This window comes from Roseovarius sp. SCSIO 43702, assembly GCF_019599045.1.
Lineage (GTDB): Bacteria > Pseudomonadota > Alphaproteobacteria > Rhodobacterales > Rhodobacteraceae > Roseovarius.
The window spans coordinates 1627518-1653389 of record NZ_CP080623.1 but is presented as its reverse complement, the minus strand read 5'-3'; the positions used below and the strand labels follow the sequence as shown (position 1 = coordinate 1653389).

The following is a 25872-nucleotide window of genomic DNA, read 5'->3' as shown; positions in this document are numbered from 1 at the left end:
CTCATGAGTGACAAGTCTTCGCAAGATCTCCTCGGCTCCGCCATCGGCTCAGTCATCGCCTGGTGGCTGCCCATCGGGGCTATGCTCCTGGCGATCCCGTTGTCCGATAGCCCCAAGACGGTGATCTGGCTTTTGGCGCTTGTCTGGATGGGCGGGGCTTGCTTGCTCAACGCCCGGCGCTGCGGGCGTGTCCATTGCCGCTACACCGGGCCCTATCTGCTGGCAATGACGTTGCCAGTGCTTGGCCACGGCACCGGGCTGATGCCGCTGGGCGATGAGGGATGGCTCTGGCTCGGCCTCGCGGTCGGCGGGGGCACCGCGGCGATCTGGGGGCTGAGCGAGCGCTTCATGAGCAGATACCGCTGAAAAGCCCAAAGTCCCCCCCCCAGCCCAACATGTGAGAAACGAGGAACATGTATGACCGAAACACTCGACCTGATCGTCATTGGTGCCGGCATGGCCGGGATCAACGCTGCGAAGAAATGCAGCAAGGCCGGCTGGTCGGTCGCCATTGTCGATGAACTGCCTTACGGCGGCACCTGCGCGCTCAGGGGTTGCGATCCGAAGAAGATGTTGCGTGCCGGTGCCGAAGCGGTCGAGGCCGCTCGGCGGCTCAAAGGCAAGGGCGTCACGGGCCAGACCCAGATCGACTGGCCCGCGCTGATGAAGCACAAGGAAAGCTTCACCGACCCGGTGCCCGAGAACATGGAAAGCGGGCTGAAGGAGGCCGGGGTGCAAACGCTGCATGGCCGCGCGCGCTTCACCGCTGAAGACCGGATCGGGATCGAAGGTCATGGCGAGATCGGCTTCCGCCACGCGCTTATCGCCACGGGGGCTAAGCCGCGGGTGCTGGAGTTCTCCGGCGTCGAAAAACTGATCGACAGCACCGACTTTCTGAACCTCGCCGAGTTGCCCCGCCGGATCGTCTTCGTCGGCGGCGGCTACATCTCATTCGAGTTCGCCCATATCGCGGCGCGGGCGGGGGCGGAGGTGACGATCCTCGACCGTGGCGCGCGGCAGCTGAAGATGTTCGACCCCGATCTTGTCGACATGCTGATCGAGCGCAGCCGCGCGGTAGGGATCGAGATCGTGGCCGAGGCGGCGATCGAGCAGGCCGAGGATAAGGATGGTGCGCACCGCGTGGTCTACCGGAGGGGGGACGAGAACCATGCCATCGAGGCCGACCTCCTTGTCCACGGCGCAGGAAGGGTGCCCGCCATCGACCACCTCGACCTCGCCGCCGGAGGCATCGAGACTGAGCGCGGCGGCGTGAAGGTCACCCCTTGGCTCCAATCGCAGTCGAACCGACGCATCTTCGCGGCTGGCGACGCCGCCGCTTCCCCCGGCAAGCCGTTAACCCCCGTGGCGGTCTTCGAGGGCAAGATCGCAGCCTCGAACATGCTGAAGGACAAGCGGACCGAGCCCGACTACACCGGCGTGCCGAGCGTCGTGTTTACCATCCCCGAGTTGGCCCGGGTTGGTCTCCTCGAGGAGGAGGCGCGAGAAAGGGGCGAAGTCGATGTCAGCTTTACCGACACCTCGGGCTGGTTCTCGCAGAAGCGGCTTGGCGAAAGCCATGCGGGCGCGAAGGTCATTACCGGCAAGGATGGCAAGGTGCTCGGCGCGCACATGTTCGGCCCAGACTACGCCGAGCTGATCAATGTCTTCTCATTGGCGATCAAGTTGGGGCTGACGGCGGCACAGGTGAAGTCGATGCCCGCGGCCTATCCGACGGGAGCCTCCGATATCGGCTCGATGTTCTGAAACGAGCAGCAGCCTTTCGCTGCGCGATCTTTCAACGGCAGCTAAGGGCCGACTTCTCCGCCGCCTTTCCGCCGCGTCTGCAGAATGCCGCATTTGCGCTAGCCGTCACCCTTGACCCAGAACACCCCTTAGCCGCTGACCCGCAGGGTTGGCACTCCGGCCCACCGCTGCGGGGCACCCGCCCCTCACCGTGAAAAACCCCGGCCGTCTTTCATGAAGATCAAGCCCCGTTTTTCACCCCCTTTCCCAAGGGTTAACGTGACCCCACCGCGCGCTCCGTTAAACCCGGGGTTCCGGCCCCGAAACACCGACGCGATACCGACGTGGATACCGACATGGATACCGACGTCCCGAATCGCCGCATTTCCTCGCGTTAACTGGCCCGCCCGCTCCGATTCGCGCCCCGGCCGGCGAACGGCCTGCGTACAATTCCCCCATCCTCGCGAAACCGCCCGCCCCCGGTTAACCGAATCCCCGCGACACTCCGGCGGTCCCCCCACCCCGGCCCACATCCGGCCCAGCACGAAAGGATCCGCGCCCGGCGCACCTCCCTACCAGGGCCGAGCCAGAAGCCCGGGGTCATATCCGCAGGTTATGGGTCCGCCTCGACTATGTATAGGACAAGACCGTGTCGTTTTGCTCTTATGGACATCCACGCCGCTTCGAGGATCCCATTCTCCGATGGAAGATAAACTGGACAGCAAGATCAAGATATTGATCTGGATCGGTGTCGTGACGCTACTGACGGTGTGCTTCGCGGCCGTTCCCCTCTTCACCGACAACCTGTCCTTCATGTTCTACATGATGCTCTGGATCATCATGGCCAGCGCGTTCAACTTCGTCGCCGGTCTCGCGGGATACATGCCCTTCGGCTATGTCGCCTTCTACGGCGTCGGTGCCTATGCCACCGGCATCCTCTACAAGACATTCGGTCTTCCCATCCCCGTGGCCCTCATCGGCGCGGGGCTGATGGGGGTCGCCGTGGGCCTGCTGCTGGCGCCGACCTTGCGGCTTCGGGGGGTCTATTTCGGCATCGTCAGCCTTGCCCTGGCGATGGCGGCGAAACTGACCATCGCGCTGATGCCGGCCGAAATCACCGGCGGCAGCCTGGGCCTGATCCTGTCGAGCGCGAACAACCCGCTCGCGGCCTATTACGCGATGTTCATCGTCCTGCTGATGCTGTTGGCCTGCGGCACATGGCTGTCGATGTCGCGCACCGGCACGGCACTGCGTGCGATCCGCGACGATCAGGAGGCGGCGGCGGTGGTCGGCGTCAACGTGGTCGGCACCCGCATGAAGGCGTGGATCTCGGCAGCACTCTTTCCCGCGCTCGTCGGCGGGGTCGAGGCGTGGTACACAAACGCGATAGATCTGGAGTCGTCGTTCAACCTGCTCATCACCGCCAAGAGCATCGTCTACGCCATGGCGGGCGGTCTGGGATATCTCGTCGGTCCGATCCTCGGCAGCGGCCTGCTCTATGGCGTGGACCAGCTGATCTGGCGCCAGTTTCCGACGCTCAACCTCTTGCTTCTGGGCGTGATCATCGTCGTGCTGATGCTGATGCTGCCGCGCGGAATCGTCGGCGCCTTCGCGCAGCGGTTCTCCAAACTTCGCAAATACATCCCGTGACCCCGAGCAAGGACTGACGCCATGAATGAACTCCTCCTCCAAGGTCTCGTGAACGGGATCATCCTCGGCACGATCTACGCGCTGATCGGGCTCAGCCTCAACGTCATCTTCGGCGTGCTCAGGGTCGTCAACTTCGCCCATGGCGAGTTCATCATCCTCGGAGCCTACGGCGCCTATTTCGCACAGCAATGGATGGGCCTGTCGCCATTCGTGGCGATGCCGCTGATCTTTGCGGTCTTTGGCGCGACGGGATACGGGCTCTATTTCCTGTTGATCCGGCGGCTTGCAAAATCGGACGATCCCGAACACGCGTCCCTCCTGGTGATGTTCGGCGTGGCCATCGCCCTTGGCGCGCTGATGCTGATCTTTTTCGAGGCGGATTCGCGCTCGCTGGCCTATTCGATCGACCCGCCGTTCTTCATGTTCGGCTCGATCATCGTGCCCACGTCCAAGCTGCTGGCCCTCGGAATCATCGTGGTGATCACGGCCATCCTGGCCTGGTTCCTCTACCGTACGCTGCCGGGCAAGGCGCTGCGCGCCATCATCATGAACCGTGACGCGGTGCAGATAGTCGGTGTCGATCTCGAGCGGATGTCGGCCATGACATTCGGCCTCGGGCTGGGGCTGGCGGGGATCACCGGCGTTCTGGTGGCGCTGATCTTTCCCTCGTTCTCTCCCTTTATCGGGCAGGACTACACGCTGATCGGGTTCATCGTGATCGTGCTGGGCGGGCTGGGCCATCCGGTGGGCGCAGTGGTGGGCGGCATCATCTTTGGTCTGACCGAGCAGACGGCGCTGGTCTATACCAGCGGAACGACCGCGACACTATTGGGCTTCCTGCTGCTTATCGGTGTCATCCTGGTTCGGCCGACCGGCCTATTTGGACGGGAGGCACTGAAATAGCGATGTTGCGCATCGAGGGACTCGTAAAGGATTTCGGCGGTCTGCGAGCGCTCGCAGGACTGGACTTCGAGGTGCCCGAGCGTAGCATTCTCGGTGTGCTGGGAATGAACGGCTCGGGCAAGACAACGATGCTCAACTGCATCAACGGCATCTACATTGCATCAAGTGGTTCGATCCGGCTGGAGGGCACGGAGTTGATCGGCCTCAAGCCCGCGCAGGTGTTCGAGCACGGTGTCGGGCGCACGTTCCAGGTACCAAGGGTATTTCCGCGCATGACGCTGTGGGACAATCTGGCGGTGCCGCTGCTGTCGCGCAGCCTGAACCGCGCCGAGCGCGACGAGATCCGCATCACATGGCTGAAAAAGGTGCAGCTCTATGATTTGCGCCACAACTACGCCGAAGAACTGTCGGGCGGCCAGCAAAAGCTGCTGGAACTGGCGCGCATCATGGTCGCCCGTCCCAAGCTGGTGCTGCTGGACGAGCCCTTTGCAGGGGTCAATCCCACGCTCTCGCGCCTGCTCATCGACGTGATCCGCGAGATGCCCGAGGACACCGGGTGCAGCGTCATCCTGGTGAGCCACGACCTGACTTCGATCTATGAGCTGTCCCACGACATCATTGTGATGCACGAGGGCCGCATTCTCGCTCGAGGTGACGCCGCCACGGTGCAAGCCAATCCCGACGTCATCGAAGCCTATCTGGGAGCCTGAGATATGGAAGGACAGACACTATCCATGGAAGGGATCCAGGTCGCCTATAACAGGGACATCATCGTTCTGGACGATGTGGCCGTGACGGGGCGCCCCGGCGAGGTCACCGGCATCATCGGCCCGAACGGCGCCGGCAAGTCGACGGTGCTCAAAACATTCTTCGGTCTTCTGCGCCCGATAAGCGGCACGATCCGCTTCGGCGATCAGGACATCACCCGGCAAAAGGCCTTTGAACGCGCGCTCGAAGGGATCGCGTTCGTGCCGCAGCATCGCAGCGTCTTTGCGGATCTGTCGGTGCGCGACAACCTGCTTCTGGGCTGCTGGCCGTTCCGCCGCGACAAGAAGCGCGTCAATGCCGCGATCGACCGGGTATTTGACGAATTTCCGATCCTCGCCGAGCGCGCCGGCAACGCCGCCTCGTCTCTCAGCGGGGGACAGCAACGCTTTCTCGAGATCGCACGCGCGCTGGTGATCGACCCAAAGGTGATCCTGCTGGACGAGCCGACGGCAATGATCGCGCCCAAGATTTCCAAGGAGATCTACGCACTTACCCGCACTCTCGCGGACCGGGGCGCGACAATCCTGCTGGTGGATCAAAACGTGCGTTCCTGCGCCGAGATCGCGGACCGCCTCTATATCCTCGAGCTGGGCCGCAACAAGGCCGAGGGCACGCGCGAGGATTTTGCCAGCGACGACAAGCTGCGGGACATGGTCTCGGAATGGATGAATTACAAAGTCGACGCCTGACGCGTCGACCTAGCAGAGGAGGAGAAGGAAAATGATCAAGATGAACAAGCGCACGCTGCTCAAGGGGGCGGTCTTTACCGCCGCCGCCGCGATGCTGGGCACCGGCGCCGCGGCCGAGGCCGATCCCATCCGCATCGGCATGACCGTCTCGTCGGCGGGCAATTACGCGCTCGCCTCGCAATCGGGCGTGCGCGGCGTCGAGATCTGGGTGGACGAAGTCAATGCCGCCGGCGGTCTCGACGTGGGCGGCGAAAAGCGCATGGTCGAGCTGGTCAAGCGCGATGATCGGAGCGACAAGCAGATGGTCGCCCGCGTCTACGAGGATCTGATCGTCAACGAAGATGTCGATCTGTTGATGGCGCCCTTCGGCTCGACCCTGTCGGCCGCCGCCGCGACCACCGCCGAACGGCTGGACAAGTTTCTGGTGATCTGGTCCGCCGCCTCGGATGCGCTCTATGCGCAAGGATTCGAGAATATCGTCTCGGCCACGCAGATGCCGGTGTCGCGGATGCCGCTGGCCAGCATGGACCTGGCCGCCGATCTGGGCGTCAAATCCGTCGCCATCATCTCGGTGGACGAGCCGTTCCCGGCGGGCTTGGCCGATGGCGCACGCGCTCTCGCCGAAGAGCGTGGCATCGAGGTCGTGATGCAGGAAACCTATCCCAAGGGCGCCAAGGATTTCAGCCTCCTGCTGCAGAAGGCCAAGGCGTCAGGGGCAGAGCTCTTCTATCCGACCTCCTACGAGGGGGATCTGATCTCGATGGTCCGTCAGATGCGGCAGATGAACGTGTCGTTCCCGATGACCTTCATGGTCTATGCCTCAACGCCGCAATTCCAGGACATCGGCGAGGATGCCAACTACATCTACAGCCACACCAATTTCCACCCGACGATCAACTGGGACATCACCGCCGGAATGGGGCGCGACGGGTTTCTCGCGGCCTATGAGCGGCTCTTTCCCGATGTGAGCTATGAGCCCGACTTCCAGACCGTTCTGGCATATGGCGCAGGCGTGATAGCGGGCGAGATCCTCGAGAATGCCGAGAGCCTCGATGCAGACGCGCTCAAGGCGGCGGCAATGGAATTGTCGGGCGAGCTGACCGTTTTGGCGGGTCCCTACGCCATTGATGAAACCGGCAAACAACTGAAAATGCCGTTCCCGGTGGTCCAACTTCAGCCCGGTGGCGGCATGGAGACCGTTTGGCCTCCCGAGGTCGCGGTGGCCGAGCCTATCTATCCCATCCCCGCCTGGGACGAACGCTAAGCCCTGACCCTGCGCCGGAGCATGTATCCCATGCTCCGGCGCCCCTAATCGACCTCCATAGGCGAGTGCGCGAGATGATCTCACCTTATACGACCCTCACCGATCTTTCGCGCGCGCTGACTGCCGGACAGACCACCTCCGTGGAAATCGTGTCGGGCTGCCTCGACCGCATCCGCGCCCATGACGGCACGCTGCGCGCCTTTTGCGAGGTCTACGAAGCCGAGGCGCGGGCCGCTGCCGAAGGTCTGGACCGCCTGCGCGCGGCCGGCATCTGCCTCGGACCGCTGCACGGCCTGCCCGTCGCGCTCAAGGATCTGATCGGCTGGGCGGGCCACGGCTGCGAGTTCGGCAGTCTCTCCATGGCTGGCCGCAAGGCCGAGGCGACGGCACCCGCGCTGCAGCGCCTGCTGCGGGCAGGCATGATTCCGCTGGGGCGCACCGAGATGGTCGAATTCGCCTTTGGTGGTTGGGGCACGAACGCCGCGCGCGGCACGCCGCGCAATCCCTATGACATGAACACGCACCGCATTCCGGGCGGCTCGTCCAGCGGCTCGGGCGTCGCCGTGGCTGCCGGTCTTTGCCCCGCGGCCATCGGCAGCGACACGGGCGGATCGGTACGCATTCCGGCCAGCCTGACGGGGCTCGTGGGGCTGAAGGTGACCCATGGCCGGATCAGCCTCGAGGGCTGCCTGACGCTGTCGCGAACGCTGGATTCGCTGGGGCCGATGACGCTGTGCGTCGAGGATGCCGCGCTGCTCTACCACGCGATGCGCGAAGATGGGCGTTCCGCCGCGCTTGGCTATAACAGGCAGCGCGCCGAGGGCCGCTGCGTCGCCGTGATGGCGCCGCAGAGTTTTCCCATCGCCGTCACGACCGAGATCGAAGCCGCCTATATGGGCGCGCAGGAGGCGCTACGCGCCGCCGGCGTGCGCCTCATTGAGACCGAACTACCCTTCGACTTTGCCGAATTGACCGAGCTAAACGGCATTCTGATCGCCGCCGAGGCCTATCACGTCCACCGCGCCTATATCCATGACACATCCGTACCGATCAATGATCCTGTGCGGGCGCGGGTGCTGGGCGGCGCATCGGTCAGCGCCTCGGATTACCTCGCCGCGCTCGAGACACGGCAGGCCCATATCGCGCGCTATCGGGACTATATGCAGCGCTTTGACGCGATCCTGACGCCAGGCATTCCGTTTGCCGCGCCGCCGTTGGACGACGTGGACGAATCCGCCGCGCCATTGGCGCAGTTCACCCGCCCGGCCAATTATCTGGCGACCTGCGCGCTGGCGATCCCAACCGGGCTGACGGCAGCGGGCCTCCCGCATGGCGTACAGTTGATGGGCGCGCCCTTCGGCGAAGAGACGATCCTCGCGCTCGGCCGTGCGCTGGAAGAGCGCCTCGCACCGATGCCGCGGCCAGACCTGACGGCCGCGAAGCCGCGAGCCCAGACCCGTGCCTGAGTGCGATCTCATCATCGAGAATGCCCGGCTTCTCGATGGGCTGGGTGGTCCCGAGATTCGCGGCGGCGTCGCAGTGCGCGGCGATACTATCGCCGCTGTGGGGGATCTATCGGAATGGCAGCCGACGCAGCGGATCGACGCGGGCGGTCAATGCCTCGCGCCGGGCTTCATCGACGTGCATACCCATCACGACCGCGCGGCGCTTGATCAGCCCGACCTGCCTTTCGTCGTGTCGCAGGGTGTGACCAGCATTATCGTCGGCAATTGCGGCATCTCGCTGGCGCCACTTGATGCGCCCTCTGCGCTGCCCGAGCCGCTGGCTCTCCTCGGCGGGCGCGAGGTCTATCGGTTTGACAATTTTGCAGCCTACTTCGCGGCGCTTGAGGCGGCCCAGCCCCGGGTCAATGTCGGTGTGCTGGCGGGTCATGGCGTGATGCGGACCCGCGTTATGGATGATGTCGCGCGGCCCGCGACGACCGGTGAGGTCGCGGCCATGTGCGCCCTATTGGACGAGGCGCTGGAGGCCGGCGTTCTTGGCCTCAGCACGGGTCTCGCCTACCCGGTCGCCACCCATGCCCCCACCGCCGAGGTTACCGCCATCGCCCGCCGCCTCGCGGCCCATCCCGGCGCGCGCTACGTCACCCATATGCGCGACGAGCGCGATCAGGTCGCGCAATCGGTGGCCGAGACGCTGCAGATCGGACGCGAGGCGGGCGTTCCGGTCGTCATCTCGCATCACAAATGCATCGGGCGCGCCAATTTCGGCCGGTCGCGCGAGACGCTGGCGATGATCGACACCGCGCTGCGCGAGCAGGATGTGGCACTGGATCAATATCCATACGACGCAAGCTCCACCGTGCTTTTGCCGCACAAGGTCAAGGATGCCGACCGCATCCTCATCGCCGCATCGGACCCTCATCCGGGGGCCGCGGGCCGCTATCTGGACGAGATCGCCACCGAGATGGGCTGCGATGCCGAAGAGGCCGCCCGCCGCCTGATGCCCGGCGTGGCGATCTATTTCCAGATGAGCGAAGAGGACATCACGCGCATCCTGCGCCATCCGCGCGTGATGATCGGCTCTGACGGCATTCCCGGACCGAACGCCCATCCCCGCCTCTGGGGCGCGTTCCCGAGGGTGCTGGGCCGCTACGTGCGCGAGCAGAAGATGCTGAGCCTGCCCGAGGCGGTGCGTCGCATGACCTCGCTGCCCGCGCAGGTCTTTGGCCTCGCGCGGCGCGGACGGCTGCAGCAAGGCTTCTTTGCCGATCTGGTACTCTTCGATCCGGACCGGATCGCGGATCGTGCGGGCTATGCCGATCCGGCCCTGCCCTCGGAAGGTATCATCGACGTCTATGTCAACGGCCGCCCGGTACTGAAGGCCGGCACTGAGGCGCGGCCCGGCCGCGTCCTGCGCCGCGCCTCTCACGCCAGGGCGTGACCCTCGACCTTGCAGACACGGATCATGCGCTCGATCAGTTCGGCCTCGGCGCGTGAGGTCGCGTGCCGCTCGTGGAGCAGGGCCACGATGTCGAATGAGCAGGCCGGCTCGAGCGGGCGCACATGCAGCCCCGGCGTCGATTTGGCCGAGAATTCGTCCACGATGGCGGGACCGACCCCTTCGGCGGCGCAGGCAGCGGCGACCGAGTAGGTATGCACCGAGATCCGCGGCGTATAGTCGCGTCCCTGCCGGTGGAACTCGGCTTCGAGCGCGCGGCCCACGGGCGACTCGCGCTCGAGGCCGATGAGACCGGTGCTGTCCACGTCCGACAGCTGCATCGGACCGCGTGCGGCACTGCCGGGACGGCCCGCGGCCTCGACATAGACCAGCCGCATCCTGCCCACCGGAACGCTGCGCAGCCCCGGCGGCTGCGGCAGCGAAAATGCCACGCCGATATCCAGTCGGTGCGACAACAGACGTTCGAGGATCTGGTCGTAGTGATGGGTGTAGATCTCGCAGGAAAAGGACAGCGCGTCATCACCCATCCGCGCCAGCAGACGGGGCGCGAATCCGACGCCAAGGCTGGGCAGGAAGCCGATGCGCAATGTCCTTTGCGATTGATTTGCGAGCTTCTCACCGAGTGCATTCACGCTATCGAGCGACTTTTGCAGTTGATGACACTCGGCGAAGATCAGATTTGCTTCGTGGGTCGGAACCAGCCTCTGTTTTATCCGATCGAAAAGCTTGAACCCGAGTTGCGATTCCGTATGTTTGAGCGCCTTGCTGAGCGCTGGTTGGGACGTGTGCAACTGGCGCGCGGCCGCACTGATCGAGCCGCTGCGGTAAATCGCGTAGAATATCTCGATCTGTCGAAAATTCATCTGGCAATCGTCTTTCCGGTGACCGACTCCGTCATGAGCCATGGAACGCCGTTCATCTTCCGGCTGAGCCGAGCACTTTCAAGATCGAGAGCAACATTGTCTCTTAAGCATGCTTCGCGTCCATCTCGAGGCGGCTCGGACATCCACGTCGCGCCGGTATCTACGTCGCGCTGATGATGAAGAGCTTGCGCATGTGCTCGTGGATGATCCATTCGCCCGTCCAGCCCTGCGGCAACACCAGAAGATCGCCGGGCCCGATCTCGCGCGCTCTCGAACCGTCGGAATCGCGTACCGTCGCGCGGCCGTGGATGATGTGGCAATACTCCCCCGCCCCGGTGCGGTCGGCGGTGAAATGGCCCGGCGTGCATTCCCAGACACCGATGTTGGTGCGGCCGTCCCCGGAGCTCCAGAGGGTCACGGCCGCCTCCGTCTGCCCCTCGGTCAGGGTCGTGGGTTTCGGGGCGAATTCGCCCGTATCGACTTTCGCAAGATCGCCGAATGTCTCGAGATTAACCATGATCTGTCCTTTCACGCCGATCTCGCCCTCAATACGCAATCCGCAGCGGGCGCGACAGGTCATTTCAAGCCTCCGGCGGGGATATTTCCCGGCAAGAAGAAGGGCGGACCCCGAATTCCCTTCGCGACTCCGGACATACCTGTCTAGAGTTGGCCCGACAGAAGTCCGCGAGGCCCGCCATGACGCCCGCCCCCCGCAGACGCGGCCGCAAGGCCCGACAGGAGACCGGGACGGCCCCCTCGCGCCGGACCGATTACCGCAACCTGCGCAATCCCTTTCCCACCATGAGCGCCTTCCCGGACGACAGGATCGAGGCGATGCACGAGGCGGCGCTCGAGGTGCTGGAACGACTGGGGATCAAGGTGCTTCTCCCCGAGGCCCGCGCGCTTTTCTCGAAAGCGGGCGCGCGTGTCGACCAGGCGGGCGAGATGGTCCGCCTGGGCCGCGATATCGTCGAGGCGGCCGTGGCCCGCGCCCCCCGCGCGATCCATTGCCGCGCCGCCACGCGCGACCGCGACGTGACGCTCGAACTGGGCCGGCTGGTGTTCCAGCCGGGCGCGGGGGCGCCCCATGCCACCGACCTTGCGCGCGGGCGCAGGCCAGGCTGCGAACGCGACTTCCGCGAGCTCGTGACCCTGACCCAGCATTTCGACGTGCTCCACATGGTTCCGCCCCTGGTCGAGCCGCAGGACGTGCCGATGCACCTGCGCCACTACGCCACGCTCGACGCGCAATTCGCGCTGACCGACAAGCTGCCCTTCGTCTTCGCCCGCGGCACGCCCCAGGTCCGGCAGAGCTTCGAGCTCTTGCAGGAATTCCGCGGCCTCTCGGACGCCGAGTTCGCCGCCAACCCGCATTGCTACACGATCATCAACACCAACAGCCCGCGCACCCTCGACATCCCCATGGCGCAGGGGCTAATCGACTTCGCGCGCGCGGGCCAGGTCTCGATCGTGACACCCTTCACGCTCATGGGGGCCATGGCGCCCATCACCGTGGCGGGCGCGATCACGCTCAGCCACGCCGAGGCGCTGGCCGCGATCACCCTCACCCAGCTTGCGCGCCCCGGCGCGCCTGTCTGCTACGGCACCTTCACCTCGAACGTGGACATGAAGACTGGCGCACCGGCCTTCGGCACGCCCGAACACTTCCGCGCCTCGCTGGCCGCGGGCCAACTGGCACGCCGGCTCGGCCTGCCCTGGCGCTGCGCCTCGGGATCGGCGGCCAACATCGCCGACGCGCAGGCGGCGAACGAGACGCAGTTCGCGAACTGGGGCTGCCTTCTGGCCGGGGCCACGGTCATCGTGCATTCCGCCGGTTGGCTCGAAGGCGGGCTGACCGTGTCCTACGAAAAGCTCATCACCGATCTCGAGGTGCTTCAGATGATGGCCGAGCTCTGCACCCCGTCGCCAGCCGATGACGCCGAGATCGCGCTCGACGCGCTGGCCGAGGTGCCGCCGGGCGGGCATTTCTTCGGCACCGGACACACGATGGAGCGCTACCGGACCGAGTTCTACGAGCCCCTCGTGGGCGACTGGTCGAATTTCGGCACCTGGTCCGAGCATGGCGGCATCGACGCCTCGGCCCGTGCGACCGGGCTCTGGCAGGACATCCTTCGCGATGCGCCCGATCCCATCGGCGATCCCGACCGGCTCGCGACCTTTCGCGAGCGCGTGGCCCGGCTTTCGGAGGCGGGAGGCGCGGCTCCGGAAAGCTGACGCATCGGCTCGATGCACCGACGTGGCATCCATCGCGGGCCGACCTGAACGCCGCGCCCCCCATGCGGGGCACCACGTGAAGGAGGCGTTAACCGCCTTCTGCCAAGCTAATGCACCAGACGCGCCCGTCCCCGCCGTCCGCGCGGTGCGCTCGCCGCCTGCACGGCCTCGCGCAGATATCCCACGAAGGCCTGCGCCGCCGCGCTTTCGGCGTGCCGCGCTGCCGGGTGTGCGAGCGCATCGCGTACCGTATCCGGCGTGACCTGGCCCTCGGCGGCGAGCGCCCATTCGAGGAACCCCAAACGCGCCATGGCCTCCGCCTCGGCGCCCAACGTCTCGCTCTCCTCGAGACCGCTCAGGATGCGTGTCATCGTCATGTGTTTTTCTCCCCGACCACACCCCGGGCCGGCTGGGGCGGGGATGAGCTTCGGGGACCAATGCCTTGACAAGTCGGGCATTCTCCGCCGCCACCGCCCCCCGCGGTTTGACGTGATCCCAAGGCTGGTTTCCGGGCTGAGAGGTTGGCCGCATGGCCTGCGACGGGCACCTTCCCGGATCGATCCCGATCCAGTGGCATAACGCCCTGTCGCCCCTCCTTACCGTTGCGGGGGCAGCGCCGGACTTCAACCGGCTTCCCAATTCTCCGACCCCTTTCGGGGGCGGCACCCTAGGATGCGATGACTGTGCCGCGGGCGCTAAACCGGATCAAGACTTCTCTGCACTCGCGCATGAAAAAGGCGGGGCTGCGCATCCCGCAGCCCCGCCCCGACAGGTTTCGCGAACACGCGCCGCGCTCAGTAACCCTTGGGATTTCCTTTGAGAACGATGCCGGTGCCCCCGGCCTTGCCGTCCACCATCCACGTCACCTCGTCGCCGTCGATCATCACATCCCAGCACGCTGACTCCTCGCCGTAATCGAAGCAGAGCTGGTTTTCCTCGACCGACCATTCGCCAGTGTAATCGAGCGCCCGAATCGTGCCGTCCTCGTCATAGAATTCGGCATAGGGACCGCCGCTTTCCATCTCGCCCTCGACGGTGTTGCCGATGATCGTCTCGTTGATCAACTCGGCATCCGCCAAGTCGGCGGCGGCCAGAGGCGTTGCCAGGGCGAAAATTCCTGCGGCCAGACAAACTCGTATCATGTGAACATCTCCTTTTCCGCTACCCTGCAGAAGCTAGGAGAAGCCGGGCCCGGATCAAGCCATCCCCGGCCCGGCGCGTTCAGAACGGCACATCGTCCGCCCCGGTGACGAACCGCGCGACCACCTTCTTCACGCCGGCCTTCTCGAACGCGATCTCGAGCTTGTCGCCCTCGATCCCCTCGATCCGGCCATAGCCGAACTTCTGGTGGAACACGCTTTCGCCGACCGTGTGCGCGCTCACGGCCTGCATGTCGATGACGCTCGACTTGCTCTCGCGGGGCTGGCTCAGGGGCCGCTCGCCTGCCCGCGCCTGAAGCCTTCGCCAACCGGGCGAGTTGTAGGCATCGGCCCGCGCTGCACGCTCCTCGATCCCGCTCGTCATGCCCGCCGCGCCATAGCCACCACCGTAGAGACCGGGCGGCGTCAACACCTCCACATGCTCCTCCGGCAACTCGTCGATGAAGCGCGAGGGCAGCGAGGACTGCCATTGCCCGAACACCCGACGGTTGCCCGCGAAGGAAATGGTGCAAAGCTCCTCGGCCCGCGTGATTCCGACGTAGGCGAGCCGCCGCTCTTCCTCCACGCCCTTGAGACCGTTCTCGTCCATGCTGCGTTGCGACGGGAAAAGCCCGTCCTCCCAGCCCGGCAGGAAGACGGCCGGAAACTCCAGCCCCTTCGCGGCGTGCAGCGTCATGATGCTGACCTTCTCGCCCGCCTCGTCGCTCTCGTTGTCCATGATGAGGCTGACATGCTCGAGGAAGCCTTGCAGGTTCTCGAACCCCTCCAGCGCCTTCACCAGTTCCTTAAGGTTCTCGAGTCGGCCCGGCGCCTCGGGCGTCTTGTCGTTCTGCCACATCTCGGTGTAGCCCGATTCGTCCAGGATGATCTCGGCCAGTTCCATGTGGCTCAGGCTCTTGTCGCCCGTCATCCGACCCCAGCGGCTCAGGTCGACGACCAGCTTGCCAAGCTCTTGCGCACCCTTGCCCTTGATCGCGCCCTGTTCGACCGCGAGAGCCGCGCCATCGACGAGGCTCACGCCGTTCTCGCGCGCGATGCGCTGGATGGTCTGCTGCGCCTTGTCACCCAGCCCGCGCTTGGGCGTGTTCACGATCCGCTCGAAGGCCAGGTCGTCGGCGGGGCTGACCACCAGCCGGAAATAGGCCATGGCATCGCGGATCTCCATCCGCTCGTAGAAGCGCGGCCCCCCGATCACGCGATAGGCCATCCCGATCGTCAGGAACCGATCCTCGAAGGCGCGCATCTGGTGCGAAGCGCGCACGAGGATCGCGATCTCGTCCAGCCCGAAGGCCCGCATCCCGCGCGTGCCCGCCTGCATCGCCTCGATCTCCTCACCGATCCAGCGCGCCTCCTCCTCGCCGTCCCAATGGCCGATCAGGCGCACTTTCTCGCCGCCCTGCGCATCGGTCCAAAGTTCCTTGCCGAGCCGCCCCTTGTTGGCGGAGATCACGCCCCCGGCGGCAGCCAGGATATGCTCGGTCGAGCGGTAGTTCTGTTCGAGCCGCACCACATGCGCGCCCGGAAAGTCCTTCTCGAATCGCAGGATGTTGCCCACCTCGGCCCCTCGCCAGCCATAGATCGACTGGTCGTCGTCGCCCACGCAGCAGATGTTGCGATGCGCGGCGGCCAGAAGGCGCAGCCACATGTATTGCGCGACGTTCGTGTCCTGGTATTCGTCCACGAGGATGTAGCGGAACCACCGTTGATACTGCGCGAGCACGTCCTCGTGGGTCTGGAAGATCACGACCATGTGCAAGAGCAGGTCACCGAAATCGACCGCGTTCAGCTCGCGCAGGCGGGTCTGGTAAAGCGTGTAGAGCGCGACCGCCTTGCCGTCATAGGCGCTGGCTTCGCTCGCAGGCACCTTGTCGGGTGTCCAGGCGCGGTTCTTCCAGTGGTCGATGATGCCCGCCAGTTGCCGCGCGGGCCACCGCTTGTCGTCGATGCCCGCGGCCTGCACCAGTTGTTTCAGAAGCCGAAGCTGATCGTCGGTGTCGAGAATGGTGAAGTTCGACTTGAGCCCCACAAGCTCGGCGTGACGCCGCAGGAGTTTCACGCAGATCGAATGAAACGTCCCCAGCCACGGCATCCCCTCGACCGCCTCGCCCAGGTGCCGGCCCACCCGCGTCTTCATCTCGCGTGCGGCCTTGTTGGTGAATGTCACCGCCAGGATCTCGTTGGGGCGCGCGGCCCCGGTGTTCAGAAGATGCGCGATCCGGCTGGTCAGCGCCTTGGTCTTGCCCGTCCCCGCCCCCGCAAGCATGAGGACCGGCCCATCGAGCCGCTCCACCGCCTCGCGCTGCGCGGGGTTGAGATCGTCGAGATAGGGCATCGGACGCGCGGCCATCGCCCGCGCAGAGAGGGAGGCCCCCTCGAAGGCATCTGAATCGCTGAAATCGCTCATGGCCGCCATCCTACCCGCGCCGTGCGGCGAGTTAAAGAAAATGTTCCGCTATTGTTCCCGCCCTGGACGCCGCCCGCGCTTCTTCTTGCCCGAAATATCCTGGGGTGAGCCGTGAAAGCCCTCGGGCTTTCACGGTGAGGGGCAACGCCCCTCCTTCCCCGGTTGCCACTGGCGCGGACCCCGGCGCATCACGCGCGAGATGTTTCGAGAAAACCTTCTCAGGCGCCGGCTTTCGCCTCCACCTCTTCGGCCAGGGCCTCGGCGCGGGCCGCGATCTCGGCCAGCGCATCGCTCACGCCGTCGGGCAGGACCGGCACCTCGATCCGCTGCGCCTCGGGCGGCGGCGCGTCGCGCAGCCGCGCCAGCTCGGCATCCCGTTCGGCCAGCTTGTCCTCGGCCTCGCGCAGCTTGTCCTGCATGCCCGCGGTCTTGTCGGCCAGCATCAGCCCCGCCATCAGAAGCATCCGCGCCTCGGGAATCCGGCCGATCTGCGCGGCAAGAACCGTCGCCTCCTCGTCCAGCATCTTCGCGGCGGTGTGCAGGTAATGCTCCTCGCCCTCCTGGCAGGACACCTCGAACTTGCGGCCTCCGATCTCGATCTCGACTTCGGGCATCAGGCATCCTCCGTTTCGGCATCACCGGTCTCGCCGCCGGTGTCGAGCGTGCGGTCGAGCTCGGCCAGCACCAGGTCCATCTCGGCGCGGTCCGCGGCCCGAGCGGCGCGCAGACCCTCGAGCTCGGCCATCATCGCCTTGTTGATCAGATGCGGCTCGACCACGCCCGTTTCATTGGCCTCGCGCAGCGCGGCGTTGTTGTCGCGCAGTTGCTGGTTGGCGAGCCTCAGCGCCTGGAGCTCGGTGTCCATGCGCCGCATCGCGTCGCGGCGTTCGGTCTCGGATTTCTCCCGCGCCCCGCTCGACGCGGCGCCCTCTTCCTCGAGCTTGCGCAGCTTCGCGCTCAGTGCCTTCACCCGTTCCTCGAGCTGAGCATTGGCCAGCCGCTCCTCCTCGAGATCACGGCGAAGCTGTTCCGTCTCGCCCGTCTCGGGCGCGTCCTCCGCCGGCGCGGCCTGCATCTTCTCGAGCCCCTGCCCGATCCGGTCGAGTGCGGCCATGATGCGCCCCTGTAGCGCGTCCGTCTCGCTCATCTCTCCTCGTCCCCTCGATCATTATTCTGTCTCTTGACACTTCCGGGCGCGAATCGCGCCCGGCACCCGTATGGGTCAACTCTACCCAAAGCCTGCCAAAATTGCGCGCCTTATGCAAAGCGGGCGCCGCGCCGCGACGGCAGAGGTTGAACTTTGGCCGGGTGCTGGTATTCACGCTCCATCTGATCCCACCCTGCCAGAGGATGCCTGCCCGTGGATATCGCTGCCCTCCGCTCCGCCAACCCCGATCACTGGATGCGCGCCGCCGCCATCCGCGCGCTCACGCTGGATGCGGTGAACGCAGCCAATTCGGGCCATTCCGGAATGCCGATGGGCATGGCCGACGTGGCGACCGTGCTCTACGAGAAGCACCTGAAATTCGACGCCGGCGCGCCCCAGTGGCCCGACCGGGACCGCTTCATCCTTTCCGCCGGGCACGGCTCGATGCTGCTCTACTCGCTGCTGCATCTCACGGGCCACGAAGGAATGGAGATCGACAAGATCAAGGCCTTCCGCCAATGGGGCGCACCCACGGCGGGCCATCCCGAGAACTTCCTTCACCCCGCGATCGAGACCACGACGGGCCCCCTGGGACAGGGCATCGCCAACTCCGTGGGCTTCGCCATCGCCGAGGAACACCTGCGCGCCCGCCACGGGGCCAAGCTCGTGGATCACCATACATACGTGATCGCCGGCGACGGCTGTCTGATGGAGGGCGTGAGCCAGGAGGCCATCACCCTCGCCGGCCGCCTGCGGCTGGGCAAGCTCGTGGTGTTCTGGGACAACAACGACATCACCATCGACGGCAAGGTCTCGCTCGCCGACGACACCGACCAGGTCAAGCGGTTCAAGTCCGCCGGATGGCACGTGCAGGAGATCGACGGCCACGATCCCGATGCGATCGACGCGGCCATCACGGCGGCGAAGAAATCCTCGAAACCCTCGATGATCGCCTGCAAGACGCACATCGCCCTGGGCCACGCGGCGCAGGACACGTCCAAGGGCCACGGCGCGCTGACCGACGACGATCAGCTCGTGGCGGCCAAGGAGGCCTATGGCTGGAACTATGGCCCCTTCGAGGTTCCCGGGGAGGTGAAATCGCAATGGGAAGAGATCGGCCGCCGCGGCCGTTCCGAGCGCGAGGCGTGGGAAGGTCGGCTGTCGGAAGCGTCCGAGCGCCGCCAGGCCGAATTCGCCCGCATCATGGCGGGCGACGCGCCCAAGCAGCTTTCGGCGCGGATCAAGGCTCTCAAGAAACAGGTGAGCGAGGAGGCCCCCAAGGTCGCCACGCGCAAGTCGTCGGAAATGGTCCTCGAGGTGGTGAACCCGGTGATGCCCGAGACGCTGGGCGGCTCGGCCGATCTCACCGGCTCGAACAACACCAAGACCGGCGACCTGGGCATCTTCGACATCGGCAGCCGGAAAGGCCGCTACATCCATTACGGGATCCGCGAGCACGGCATGGCGGCGGCGATGAACGGCATGGCGCTTCATGGCGGCATCCGGCCCTATGGCGGCACCTTCATGTGCTTCACCGACTACGCTCGCCCCGCCATGCGCCTCGCGGCGCTGATGAAGGTGCCCACGGTCTTCGTCATGACCCATGACAGCATCGGCCTCGGCGAGGACGGCCCGACGCACCAGCCGGTCGAACACCTGGCGATCTCGCGCGCGACGCCCAACACCATGGTGTTCCGCCCCTGCGACACGGTTGAAACGGCAGAGGCTTGGGAAATCGCGCTCACGTCCAAGGAGACGCCCTCGGTCCTGTCGCTGACCCGGCAGGGGCTCAAGACGCTTCGGACGCAGCACAAGACCAAGAATCTCACCGCGCAGGGCGCCTATGTGCTGGCCGAGGCCGAGGGCAAGCGGCAGGCCATTCTGCTTGCCACCGGCTCCGAGGTCGAGATCGCCATGGCCGCCCGCGACATGCTTCAGGCCGAGGGGATCGGCACCCGCGTCGTTTCGATGCCCTGCTGGGAACTCTTCGAGCAGCAGGACGAGAGCTATCGCAAGCGCGTGCTGCCGGGTGGCTCTGCGGTGCGCGTGGGCGTCGAGGCCGCGGTGCGCCAGGGGTGGGACCGCTGGCTCTGCGGCGAACGTGGACGCGAGGCGCGCGCCGGCTTCGTGGGTATGGAGAGCTTCGGCGCATCAGCTCCCGCGGAAACGCTCTTCGAAAAGTTCGGCATCACGCCCGAGGCCGTGGCCGGAAAGGTCAAGTCACTGCTGTGATACCCTATGGGGCGCCCGCCACAGGCACGCGCTCCAATCATCTTTTCGTCCTTGCGTTCTCTCCGGAGTCCCGGGCAGGAATCTCTAGGGCGCTCAGGCGTCGGCCCAGAGCGCCCACATCGCGAAGAGCGGCGTGTCGCCCGACCGCATCGCATGCAGGATACCCGGCGGGTTGTAGAAGGTTCCGCCGATGCCCGGCGTGAACCACGTCACCCCGTCCTGGCTGAACTCTCCCTCGCTCAGCACGAGGTAGGTCTCTTCCGGCGGATGGGTGTGATCCGGGTAGCGCACGCCCGGAGCGAGAAGCGATACACCAAGCGAAACCCGCTCATTCGGAACCAGCCCGCCGGGCCCCACGATCATCGCGTTCGCGTGGCCCTCGTGATAGGCCGCGTTGGCATTCGTGGTGTCCCCCGTGCGCTTGTACCACGCAAGCGCCGGCTCGAGGGCGAGAAAGGCGGCGACGAGCTCTCGCAGGCTTTCCTCCTCGAATCGTTCGCCTTGCGGCACCTCGGAAAGCTGTCCGCACACCGGAAGCCGCGTGCCCGGTCGCTCGCGCATCGCCGGGGGGCGGTCGATGGCCGCGAAAATCCGCTCCAGCGAGCGTTCCGCGCGCGGATCTTCCACGTGCCGTGCATAAGCGACCTGTGCCGCATCGAGCAGTTTTTCGGCCTTCTCCTGCGTGTTCATCCGCGCTTTCTCCCCTGTCGTCGCGCCGGCCGGGCCCGCGATCTTCTCCGCGTGCCGCGTCCTCATTGAATGACGTATGTCATGCGCTATTGGACTTTCGCCCGCCTGCGCCATAAATGCAAAGAGGGATATGATCTCCGGGGGTGGCCGGTGCCGCAAGACTTCGTCAATCTCATCAAGCTCAGCGTCGGCACCGAGACCGTCGACGACCTGATCCGATGGCAGACCTCCCGCGCGGCCGAACGCGAGGACGGCCTGCCGCGCCACGTCACCCGCATGTGGCCCCGGCGCGACGCCGAAGTGCTTGCGGGCGGCTCGATCTACTGGGTCATCCAGGGGTTCGTCCAATGCCGTCAGCGGATTCTGCGTCTTGACGAGGTCACGGGGCAGGACGGTATCCGGCGCTGCGGCATCGTTCTCGATCCGGCAATCACCCGCACCACGGCCGCGCGCAAGCGCCCCTTCCAGGGATGGCGCTATCTCGACGCGGCCGATGCGCCTGCCGACCTGTCGGGAGTTGGCGACGGAGACGACTCGCTGCCGCCCGCGCTCTCCGCCGCGCTGGCCGATATCGGCGTGATCTGAAGATCTTGCCCGGATCACGTGCCGAAAACCGCGCGTCCGGGTGATGTATGCAGGCAACACTCCGCGCATTATCATTTTTTCGCTTGGAACTTGCGTGAAAAACACCCAGTTGATCGGGTATCGGTAATCGCCGAAGGATAGCGGTTCCGCGCGGAATTTCCGCGAGGGGCCAAATGCCCGGCCATAAGGATCGGGCGACAGAGAAACGATTGAACGGAGGACATCTCCAATGTTGAGAACACTGACAGCACTTCCCGCCCTCGCCGCGGGTCTCGCTTTTTCCGCACCGGCTCTCGCCGGCAATCTCGACGAACCCGTTGCAGAGGCGCCCGTTATCGTCGCACCGGCACCCGTCGCACCCGTTTCGCCCAACTGGACCGGCTTCTACGGCGGTGCTGAACTGGGCTACGGCAACATCGACACCAATGCACCCGGCGTCAGCGGCAATGACGGCGTCGTCGGCGGTCTGATCGCCGGTTACGATTACGACTTCAACAACGGCTTCGTGCTGGGTGGCGGTGTCGACTATGACTGGACCGACATGGGTCTGACTGCCGGCGGTGTCACCGCCGACGTCGACAGCATCCTCCGCGTCAAGCTGCGCGGTGGTTACAAGATCGGTAACGGCCTGCTCTATGCAACCGGCGGCTGGGCTCAAGTCGACACTCCCGGTGGCGACGAAGACGGCTATGTGGTCGGCGCGGGCTACGAGCACATGATCACCGACAACATCAGCCTCGGCGGCGAAGTCCTGTATCACGAGTTCGAGAACGTCACCGGCACGACCAACGATGTCGACGCGACGACCGTTCAAATGCGCGCGGCCTTCCGCTTCTGATAGCGGATAGACCCGAGCTATTGATCTGACGAGAACCGGCCCGCTTATGCGCGGGCCGGTTTTTTCATGCTGTCAGCACGGTGCAGCACCGGTTCTCGCCCCACCGGCATCGTGAACCTGCGGCCCTGCGTCGTTGGTGCGCATGACAGGCTCTTCGTCGCCATCGCGGTTTTCGGGTCGGCGCACGACCCGACTCAGTAGTGCGGCGGCCGCTCGTCACCCAGCACCACGCCTCCCGACCCCTCTGCCGCGCGCTCGCGTTCGCGCACCATCAGGCGGTCGACGAAAAGGCGCAGCCGGTCCAGCTCACACTGCTGGCGCGCCACCTCGTCCGACAGGTCGTCCACCTGCCGCGTAAGATGCGCGATCTTTTCCTCGATCTCGGTCATGGCACCGCCTTTACGCCCATCGCCTCTGCGCGGCAAGCGGCGCCTTGCCCCCCCTGCGCCCATCCGCTATCCCGCATCCGACCGGAACCCCCGAGGACCGCCACCATGGCCAAAGACAAGAAAGCCCCCCGCCCCAAGGCCGCGACGCCCAAGGGCTTCCGCGACTATTTCGGCGCCGAGGTCACGGGCCGCCAGCGAATGCTCGCGCGGATCGCGGAGGTCTATCATCGCTACGGCTTCGACGCGCTCGAGAGCAGCGCTGTCGAGACGGTCGAAGCGCTGGGCAAGTTCCTTCCCGACGTGGACCGCCCCAACGAGGGCGTCTTCGCCTGGCAGGAGGCAGACGAGGACGGCCAGGGTGACTGGCTCGCGCTGCGCTACGACCTGACGGCACCGCTGGCGCGCGTCTATGCGCAGCACCGCAACGACCTGCCGACGCCCTACCGCCGCTATGCGATGGGCCCCGTCTGGCGCAACGAGAAGCCTGGGCCAGGCCGCTTTCGGCAGTTCTACCAATGTGATGCCGATACTGTGGGGAGCGCCTCCATGGCCGCGGACGCCGAGATCTGCGCCATGCTCGCCGACACACTCGAAGCCGTGGGGATCGAGCGCGGCGACTACGTGGTGCGCGTGAACAACCGCAAGGTGCTGAACGGGGTGCTCGAGGCGATGGACCTCACCAACGACGCGCAGCGCGACGCGGTCCTGCGCACCATCGACAAGTTCGACAAGGTCGGCGAGGACGGGGTGCGCCAACTTCTGGGCAAGGGACGCAAGGACGCCTCGGGTGCCTTCATCGACGGCGTGGGCCTCACCGACGATCAGGCCGGCCCGGTCATTGCCTTCCTCACCTCGCGCGGTGAAAGCGCGACGGAAACCCTCGACAACCTGCGCGGGGCAATCGGCGCCTCCGTGACCGGTGCCGAGGGCGTGCAGGAACTCGAACAGATCGCCGCCCTCCTCGATGCACAGGGCTACGGCCCCGACCGCATCGTCATCGACCCCTCCGTCGTGCGCGGCCTCGGCTACTACACCGGCCCCGTCTACGAGGCAGAACTCACCTTCGAGATTCTCGACGAGAAGGGCCGCACACGGCAATTCGGCTCTGTTGCAGGCGGCGGACGCTATGACGACCTGGTGAAACGCTTCACCGGTCAGGCCGTCCCGGCCACCGGAGTCTCGATCGGCGTCGACCGTCTGCTGGCCGCGCTGGCCGCGAAGGGCCGCACCGAGACAGTCGAGCGCGGCCCCGTCGTCGTCACCGTGATGGACCGCTCACGCATGGCCGACTACCAGGCCATGGTCGCCGAGTTGCGGCAGGCGGGAATCCGCGCCGAGGTCTACCTGGGCAATCCGAAGAATTTCGGCAACCAGCTCAAATATGCCGATCGCCGCGCCTCTCCCGTCGCCATCATCGAAGGCACCGAAGAGCACGAGCGCGGCGTCGTGCAAATCAAGGACCTGATCCTCGGGGCCGAGATCGCGCGCGACGCGACCCTCGAGGAGTGGAAGGAGCGCCCCTCACAGTTCGAGGTCGCGCGCGCGGATCTGGTCGCGAAGACCCGCGAGATCCTCGAAAGCCACGGCTGATGCCCACCCGCGCCGCCATCCTGGCCGAGGCCGCGCGCCTGCGCGCGCATTTCGAGGCACTCGGCGCGCAGCCGGTCGAGACGACCGTCTTGCAGCCCGCCGAGACGTTGCTCGATCTCTATGGCGAGGACATCCGCGCGCGCGCCTATGTCACCTCCGACGCGCTCCGCGGCGAACAGATGTTGCGGCCGGATTTCACCGTCCCGGTGGTGCAGATGCACATGGAGCATGGCGCGGAGCCCGCGCGCTATACCTACGCGGGCGAGGTCTTCCGCCGGCAGGAAAACGACGCCGACCGCGCCAACGAATATATCCAGGTGGGCTTCGAGATCTTCGCCCGCGAACGACCCGCCGAGGCCGATGCCCAGGTCTTCGCCGCCATTCACGAGATCCTGGCGCCCCTCGCGCTCACGCCCGCCACGGGCGATATCGGCATCCTCATGGCCGCCGTCGAGGGGATCGACACCACCGAACGCCGCAAGGCAGCCCTTCGGCGTCACATCTGGCGGCCCCGCCGGTTCCGCGCGCTTCTGGACCGCTTCTCGGGTCGCGCGCCGTTGCCGGCCGCGCGCGCGGCGCTTCTTGCTGCCGCTGACCCCTTCGCGAAGGCCGGCACCCTCATCGGCTTGCGCAGCCGGGCCGAGATCGAGGCCCGCATCGAGGCGCTGCGCGAGGATGCCGAGGCGGCGCCCATCTCCGAGAACGACCTCGCCCTGCTCGAGGCGCTTCTCGCCGTGCGCGGCTCGTCCACCGATGCGCTCGAACGGCTTCGCGACATCGCGGTCGACCTGCCCGCCATAGCGCCCGCCGTCGAGCGTCTGGCCCAGCGGCTCGACGCGCTCGCGGCGCATGGGATCGATACCGCCACCCTGTCCTTCGAGGCGTCCTTCGGGCGGAGCCAGATGGAGTATTACGACGGCTTCGTCTTCGGATTCACCGCCCGCGCGCGCCCCGATCTGCCCCCGGTCGCCACCGGCGGCCGCTATGACGCGCTCACCCGTCAGCTTGGGGGCGGACGCGAGATCCCGGCGGTAGGCGGCGTGATCCGGCCGGGACTCTCGCTCGAACTGGGGGGTGGCGCATGACGGTGAAACTCGGCGTGCCCTCGAAGGGCCGGCTCATGGAAAAAACCTTCCACTGGTTCGCCGAGCGCGGCATCCACCTCGCACGGGCAGGGTCGGAGCGCGAATACGCGGGCCGGGTCGAGGGGATCTGCAACCTCGAACTCGTCCTCCTCTCGGCGGGCGAGATCCCGCGCGAGCTTGCCGCGGGGCGCATCCACCTGGGCGTGACCGGCACCGATCTCGTGCAGGAGAAACTCGCGGCGTGGGACAGCCGGGTCGAGACGCTGGCCGAACTGGGCTTCGGCCATGCCGACCTCGTGCTCGCCGTGCCGCGCGCATGGGTCGACGTCTCGACGCTCGACGATCTCGACGCGGTCGCCGCCGCCTTCCGCGCGGAACATGGCCACCGCCTGCGCATCGCGACCAAGTATCATCGCCTGACCCGCGATTTCCTGCGCGCGGGCGGCGTGGCCGATTACCGCCTCGTCGACAGCCAGGGCGCGACCGAGGGCACGATCAAGAACGAGACCGCCGAGGCCATCGCCGACATCACGTCCACCGGCGACACGCTGCGGGCCAATCACCTCAAGCTGCTCGATGACGGGCTCATCCTGCGCAGCCAGGCCACGCTTTTCCGCGCACGCGGTGCCGACCTCGACGATGCCGACCGCGCGACGCTTTCCGAAATCGTCCGCCGCGTCGGCTGAGCGATCGAGGAACCTGCGCCCCGCCCTCG

The 25872-nt window shown here is 66.0% G+C and carries 25 protein-coding genes and 1 riboswitch; of the genes, 16 read left to right on the top strand and 9 right to left on the bottom strand.

Features of this window, described 5'->3' with window-relative positions; translation table 11 throughout:
• Positions 1-3 precede the first annotated feature (3 nt).
• From K1T73_RS08105 to K1T73_RS08065, 9 genes are all read left to right on the top strand, one after another.
• The gene (locus K1T73_RS08105; RefSeq protein WP_220603419.1) at positions 4-366 is read left to right on the top strand and encodes a hypothetical protein; all 363 of its coding nucleotides are present in this window, start codon (positions 4-6) and stop codon (positions 364-366) included.
• Positions 367-417: 51 nt separating this feature from the next.
• A complete protein-coding gene (locus K1T73_RS08100) occupies positions 418-1764 on the top strand; it encodes an NAD(P)/FAD-dependent oxidoreductase (RefSeq protein WP_220603418.1) in 1347 nt (448 codons plus the stop codon).
• A gap of 681 nt (positions 1765-2445) precedes the next feature.
• Positions 2446-3393, top strand: coding sequence for a branched-chain amino acid ABC transporter permease (locus tag K1T73_RS08095; protein ID WP_220603417.1), 948 nt, complete (start codon positions 2446-2448; stop codon positions 3391-3393).
• A gap of 21 nt (positions 3394-3414) precedes the next feature.
• On the top strand, positions 3415-4296 hold the full coding sequence (locus K1T73_RS08090) for a branched-chain amino acid ABC transporter permease (protein ID WP_220603416.1): 882 nt from the start codon (positions 3415-3417) through the stop codon (positions 4294-4296).
• A 2-nt stretch (positions 4297-4298) separates the two neighbouring features.
• Positions 4299-5006, top strand: coding sequence for an ABC transporter ATP-binding protein (locus K1T73_RS08085; protein WP_220603415.1), 708 nt, complete (start codon positions 4299-4301; stop codon positions 5004-5006).
• Positions 5007-5030: 24 nt separating this feature from the next.
• On the top strand, positions 5031-5753 hold the full coding sequence (locus K1T73_RS08080; RefSeq protein ID WP_220603414.1) for an ABC transporter ATP-binding protein: 723 nt from the start codon (positions 5031-5033) through the stop codon (positions 5751-5753).
• 31 nt (positions 5754-5784) lie between these two features.
• The gene (locus K1T73_RS08075) at positions 5785-7017 is read left to right on the top strand and encodes an amino acid ABC transporter substrate-binding protein (protein ID WP_220603413.1); all 1233 of its coding nucleotides are present in this window, start codon (positions 5785-5787) and stop codon (positions 7015-7017) included.
• A gap of 74 nt (positions 7018-7091) precedes the next feature.
• Positions 7092-8483, top strand: coding sequence for an amidase (locus tag K1T73_RS08070; RefSeq protein WP_259400527.1), 1392 nt, complete (start codon positions 7092-7094; stop codon positions 8481-8483).
• Positions 8476-9921: an amidohydrolase family protein gene (locus K1T73_RS08065; protein ID WP_220603411.1), complete on the top strand. Its 1446-nt coding sequence runs from the start codon at positions 8476-8478 to the stop codon at positions 9919-9921. Before K1T73_RS08070 ends, K1T73_RS08065 begins: the two co-directional genes overlap by 8 nt.
• Here K1T73_RS08065 and K1T73_RS08060 read toward each other — a convergent pair.
• Positions 9906-10802, bottom strand: coding sequence for a LysR family transcriptional regulator (locus K1T73_RS08060; protein ID WP_220603410.1), 897 nt, complete (start codon positions 10800-10802; stop codon positions 9906-9908). The genes K1T73_RS08065 and K1T73_RS08060 overlap by 16 nt on opposite strands.
• Before the next feature lie 160 nt (positions 10803-10962).
• A complete protein-coding gene (locus K1T73_RS08055) occupies positions 10963-11382 on the bottom strand; it encodes a cupin domain-containing protein (RefSeq protein ID WP_259400496.1) in 420 nt (139 codons plus the stop codon).
• Between the two features lie 116 nt (positions 11383-11498).
• On the opposite strand from K1T73_RS08055, the gene K1T73_RS08050 reads away from it, so the two are divergent.
• Positions 11499-13037, top strand: coding sequence for a trimethylamine methyltransferase family protein (locus K1T73_RS08050; RefSeq protein ID WP_220603409.1), 1539 nt, complete (start codon positions 11499-11501; stop codon positions 13035-13037).
• Between the two features lie 107 nt (positions 13038-13144).
• Here K1T73_RS08050 and K1T73_RS08045 read toward each other — a convergent pair whose 3' ends face one another.
• The 5 genes from K1T73_RS08045 to K1T73_RS08025 all read right to left on the bottom strand — a co-directional run bounded on the left by K1T73_RS08045 (position 13145) and on the right by K1T73_RS08025 (position 17748).
• On the bottom strand, positions 13145-13414 hold the full coding sequence (locus tag K1T73_RS08045; protein ID WP_220603408.1) for a hypothetical protein: 270 nt from the start codon (positions 13412-13414) through the stop codon (positions 13145-13147).
• 104 nt (positions 13415-13518) lie between these two features.
• Positions 13519-13722, bottom strand: a riboswitch (cobalamin riboswitch).
• A 109-nt stretch (positions 13723-13831) separates the two neighbouring features.
• Positions 13832-14179, bottom strand: a complete 348-nt coding sequence (locus tag K1T73_RS08040; RefSeq protein ID WP_220603407.1) for a hypothetical protein — start codon at positions 14177-14179, stop codon at positions 13832-13834.
• A 79-nt stretch (positions 14180-14258) separates the two neighbouring features.
• The gene (locus K1T73_RS08035; RefSeq protein ID WP_220603406.1) at positions 14259-16601 is read right to left on the bottom strand and encodes an ATP-dependent helicase; all 2343 of its coding nucleotides are present in this window, start codon (positions 16599-16601) and stop codon (positions 14259-14261) included.
• A 218-nt stretch (positions 16602-16819) separates the two neighbouring features.
• Positions 16820-17215 (bottom strand): cell division protein ZapA, encoded by a 396-nt coding sequence (locus K1T73_RS08030; protein ID WP_220603405.1) that lies wholly within the window; start codon positions 17213-17215, stop codon positions 16820-16822.
• Entirely contained in the window at positions 17215-17748 is a 534-nt protein-coding gene (locus tag K1T73_RS08025) for a hypothetical protein (protein ID WP_220603404.1), read from the bottom strand. Before K1T73_RS08025 ends, K1T73_RS08030 begins: the two co-directional genes overlap by 1 nt.
• A 213-nt stretch (positions 17749-17961) precedes the next feature.
• Between K1T73_RS08025 and tkt the strand changes: the two genes are divergently transcribed.
• A complete protein-coding gene (gene tkt, locus K1T73_RS08020; protein WP_220603403.1) occupies positions 17962-19980 on the top strand; it encodes a transketolase in 2019 nt (672 codons plus the stop codon).
• 93 nt (positions 19981-20073) lie between these two features.
• On the opposite strand, the gene K1T73_RS08015 is transcribed toward tkt, so the two are convergent.
• Positions 20074-20670, bottom strand: a complete 597-nt coding sequence (locus tag K1T73_RS08015) for a dimethylsulfonioproprionate lyase family protein (RefSeq protein WP_220603402.1) — start codon at positions 20668-20670, stop codon at positions 20074-20076.
• A gap of 81 nt (positions 20671-20751) precedes the next feature.
• Between K1T73_RS08015 and K1T73_RS08010 the strand changes: the two genes are divergently transcribed.
• Positions 20752-21255, top strand: a complete 504-nt coding sequence (locus K1T73_RS08010) for a DUF1489 family protein (RefSeq protein WP_220603401.1) — start codon at positions 20752-20754, stop codon at positions 21253-21255.
• A 229-nt stretch (positions 21256-21484) separates the two neighbouring features.
• Entirely contained in the window at positions 21485-22093 is a 609-nt protein-coding gene (locus K1T73_RS08005) for an outer membrane protein (protein WP_220603400.1), read from the top strand.
• A gap of 194 nt (positions 22094-22287) precedes the next feature.
• On the opposite strand, the gene K1T73_RS08000 is transcribed toward K1T73_RS08005, so the two are convergent.
• A complete protein-coding gene (locus tag K1T73_RS08000; RefSeq protein WP_220603399.1) occupies positions 22288-22482 on the bottom strand; it encodes a SlyX family protein in 195 nt (64 codons plus the stop codon).
• Between the two features lie 105 nt (positions 22483-22587).
• Here K1T73_RS08000 and hisS point away from each other — a divergent pair, with 105 nt between their 5' ends.
• From hisS to hisG, 3 genes are read left to right on the top strand one after another with little or no spacing between them, the layout of a single operon-like run.
• Positions 22588-24072 (top strand): histidine--tRNA ligase, encoded by a 1485-nt coding sequence (gene hisS, locus K1T73_RS07995; RefSeq protein WP_220603398.1) that lies wholly within the window; start codon positions 22588-22590, stop codon positions 24070-24072.
• Complete coding sequence (locus K1T73_RS07990; protein WP_220603397.1) at positions 24072-25157, top strand: ATP phosphoribosyltransferase regulatory subunit; 1086 nt, start codon at positions 24072-24074, stop codon at positions 25155-25157. Before hisS ends, K1T73_RS07990 begins: the two co-directional genes overlap by 1 nt.
• Positions 25154-25843 carry an ATP phosphoribosyltransferase gene (gene hisG, locus K1T73_RS07985; protein WP_220603396.1) on the top strand — a complete coding sequence of 230 codons (690 nt, stop codon included), beginning with the start codon at positions 25154-25156 and terminating at the stop codon, positions 25841-25843. Before K1T73_RS07990 ends, hisG begins: the two co-directional genes overlap by 4 nt.
• Positions 25844-25872: the final 29 nt, after the last annotated feature.

Coding starts and splice junctions, on each gene's coding strand:
- K1T73_RS08070 (WP_259400527.1), top strand. CDS start 7,092: ATGATCTCACCTTATACGACCCTCACCGATCTTTCGCGCGCGCTGACT.
- K1T73_RS08045 (WP_220603408.1), bottom strand. CDS start 13,414: ATGACGATGACACGCATCCTGAGCGGTCTCGAGGAGAGCGAGACGTTG.
- K1T73_RS08075 (WP_220603413.1), top strand. CDS start 5,785: ATGATCAAGATGAACAAGCGCACGCTGCTCAAGGGGGCGGTCTTTACC.
- K1T73_RS08000 (WP_220603399.1), bottom strand. CDS start 22,482: ATGACCGAGATCGAGGAAAAGATCGCGCATCTTACGCGGCAGGTGGAC.
- K1T73_RS07990 (WP_220603397.1), top strand. CDS start 24,072: ATGCCCACCCGCGCCGCCATCCTGGCCGAGGCCGCGCGCCTGCGCGCG.
- K1T73_RS08035 (WP_220603406.1), bottom strand. CDS start 16,601: ATGAGCGATTTCAGCGATTCAGATGCCTTCGAGGGGGCCTCCCTCTCT.
- K1T73_RS08040 (WP_220603407.1), bottom strand. CDS start 14,179: ATGATACGAGTTTGTCTGGCCGCAGGAATTTTCGCCCTGGCAACGCCT.
- K1T73_RS08060 (WP_220603410.1), bottom strand. CDS start 10,802: ATGAATTTTCGACAGATCGAGATATTCTACGCGATTTACCGCAGCGGC.
- K1T73_RS08010 (WP_220603401.1), top strand. CDS start 20,752: ATGCGCTATTGGACTTTCGCCCGCCTGCGCCATAAATGCAAAGAGGGA.
- K1T73_RS08095 (WP_220603417.1), top strand. CDS start 2,446: ATGGAAGATAAACTGGACAGCAAGATCAAGATATTGATCTGGATCGGT.
- K1T73_RS08050 (WP_220603409.1), top strand. CDS start 11,499: ATGACGCCCGCCCCCCGCAGACGCGGCCGCAAGGCCCGACAGGAGACC.
- K1T73_RS08085 (WP_220603415.1), top strand. CDS start 4,299: ATGTTGCGCATCGAGGGACTCGTAAAGGATTTCGGCGGTCTGCGAGCG.
- K1T73_RS08090 (WP_220603416.1), top strand. CDS start 3,415: ATGAATGAACTCCTCCTCCAAGGTCTCGTGAACGGGATCATCCTCGGC.
- hisG (WP_220603396.1), top strand. CDS start 25,154: ATGACGGTGAAACTCGGCGTGCCCTCGAAGGGCCGGCTCATGGAAAAA.
- K1T73_RS08025 (WP_220603404.1), bottom strand. CDS start 17,748: ATGAGCGAGACGGACGCGCTACAGGGGCGCATCATGGCCGCACTCGAC.
- hisS (WP_220603398.1), top strand. CDS start 22,588: ATGGCCAAAGACAAGAAAGCCCCCCGCCCCAAGGCCGCGACGCCCAAG.
- K1T73_RS08030 (WP_220603405.1), bottom strand. CDS start 17,215: ATGCCCGAAGTCGAGATCGAGATCGGAGGCCGCAAGTTCGAGGTGTCC.
- K1T73_RS08005 (WP_220603400.1), top strand. CDS start 21,485: ATGTTGAGAACACTGACAGCACTTCCCGCCCTCGCCGCGGGTCTCGCT.
- K1T73_RS08100 (WP_220603418.1), top strand. CDS start 418: ATGACCGAAACACTCGACCTGATCGTCATTGGTGCCGGCATGGCCGGG.
- K1T73_RS08105 (WP_220603419.1), top strand. CDS start 4: ATGAGTGACAAGTCTTCGCAAGATCTCCTCGGCTCCGCCATCGGCTCA.
- K1T73_RS08055 (WP_259400496.1), bottom strand. CDS start 11,382: ATGACCTGTCGCGCCCGCTGCGGATTGCGTATTGAGGGCGAGATCGGC.
- K1T73_RS08080 (WP_220603414.1), top strand. CDS start 5,031: ATGGAAGGGATCCAGGTCGCCTATAACAGGGACATCATCGTTCTGGAC.
- K1T73_RS08015 (WP_220603402.1), bottom strand. CDS start 20,670: ATGAACACGCAGGAGAAGGCCGAAAAACTGCTCGATGCGGCACAGGTC.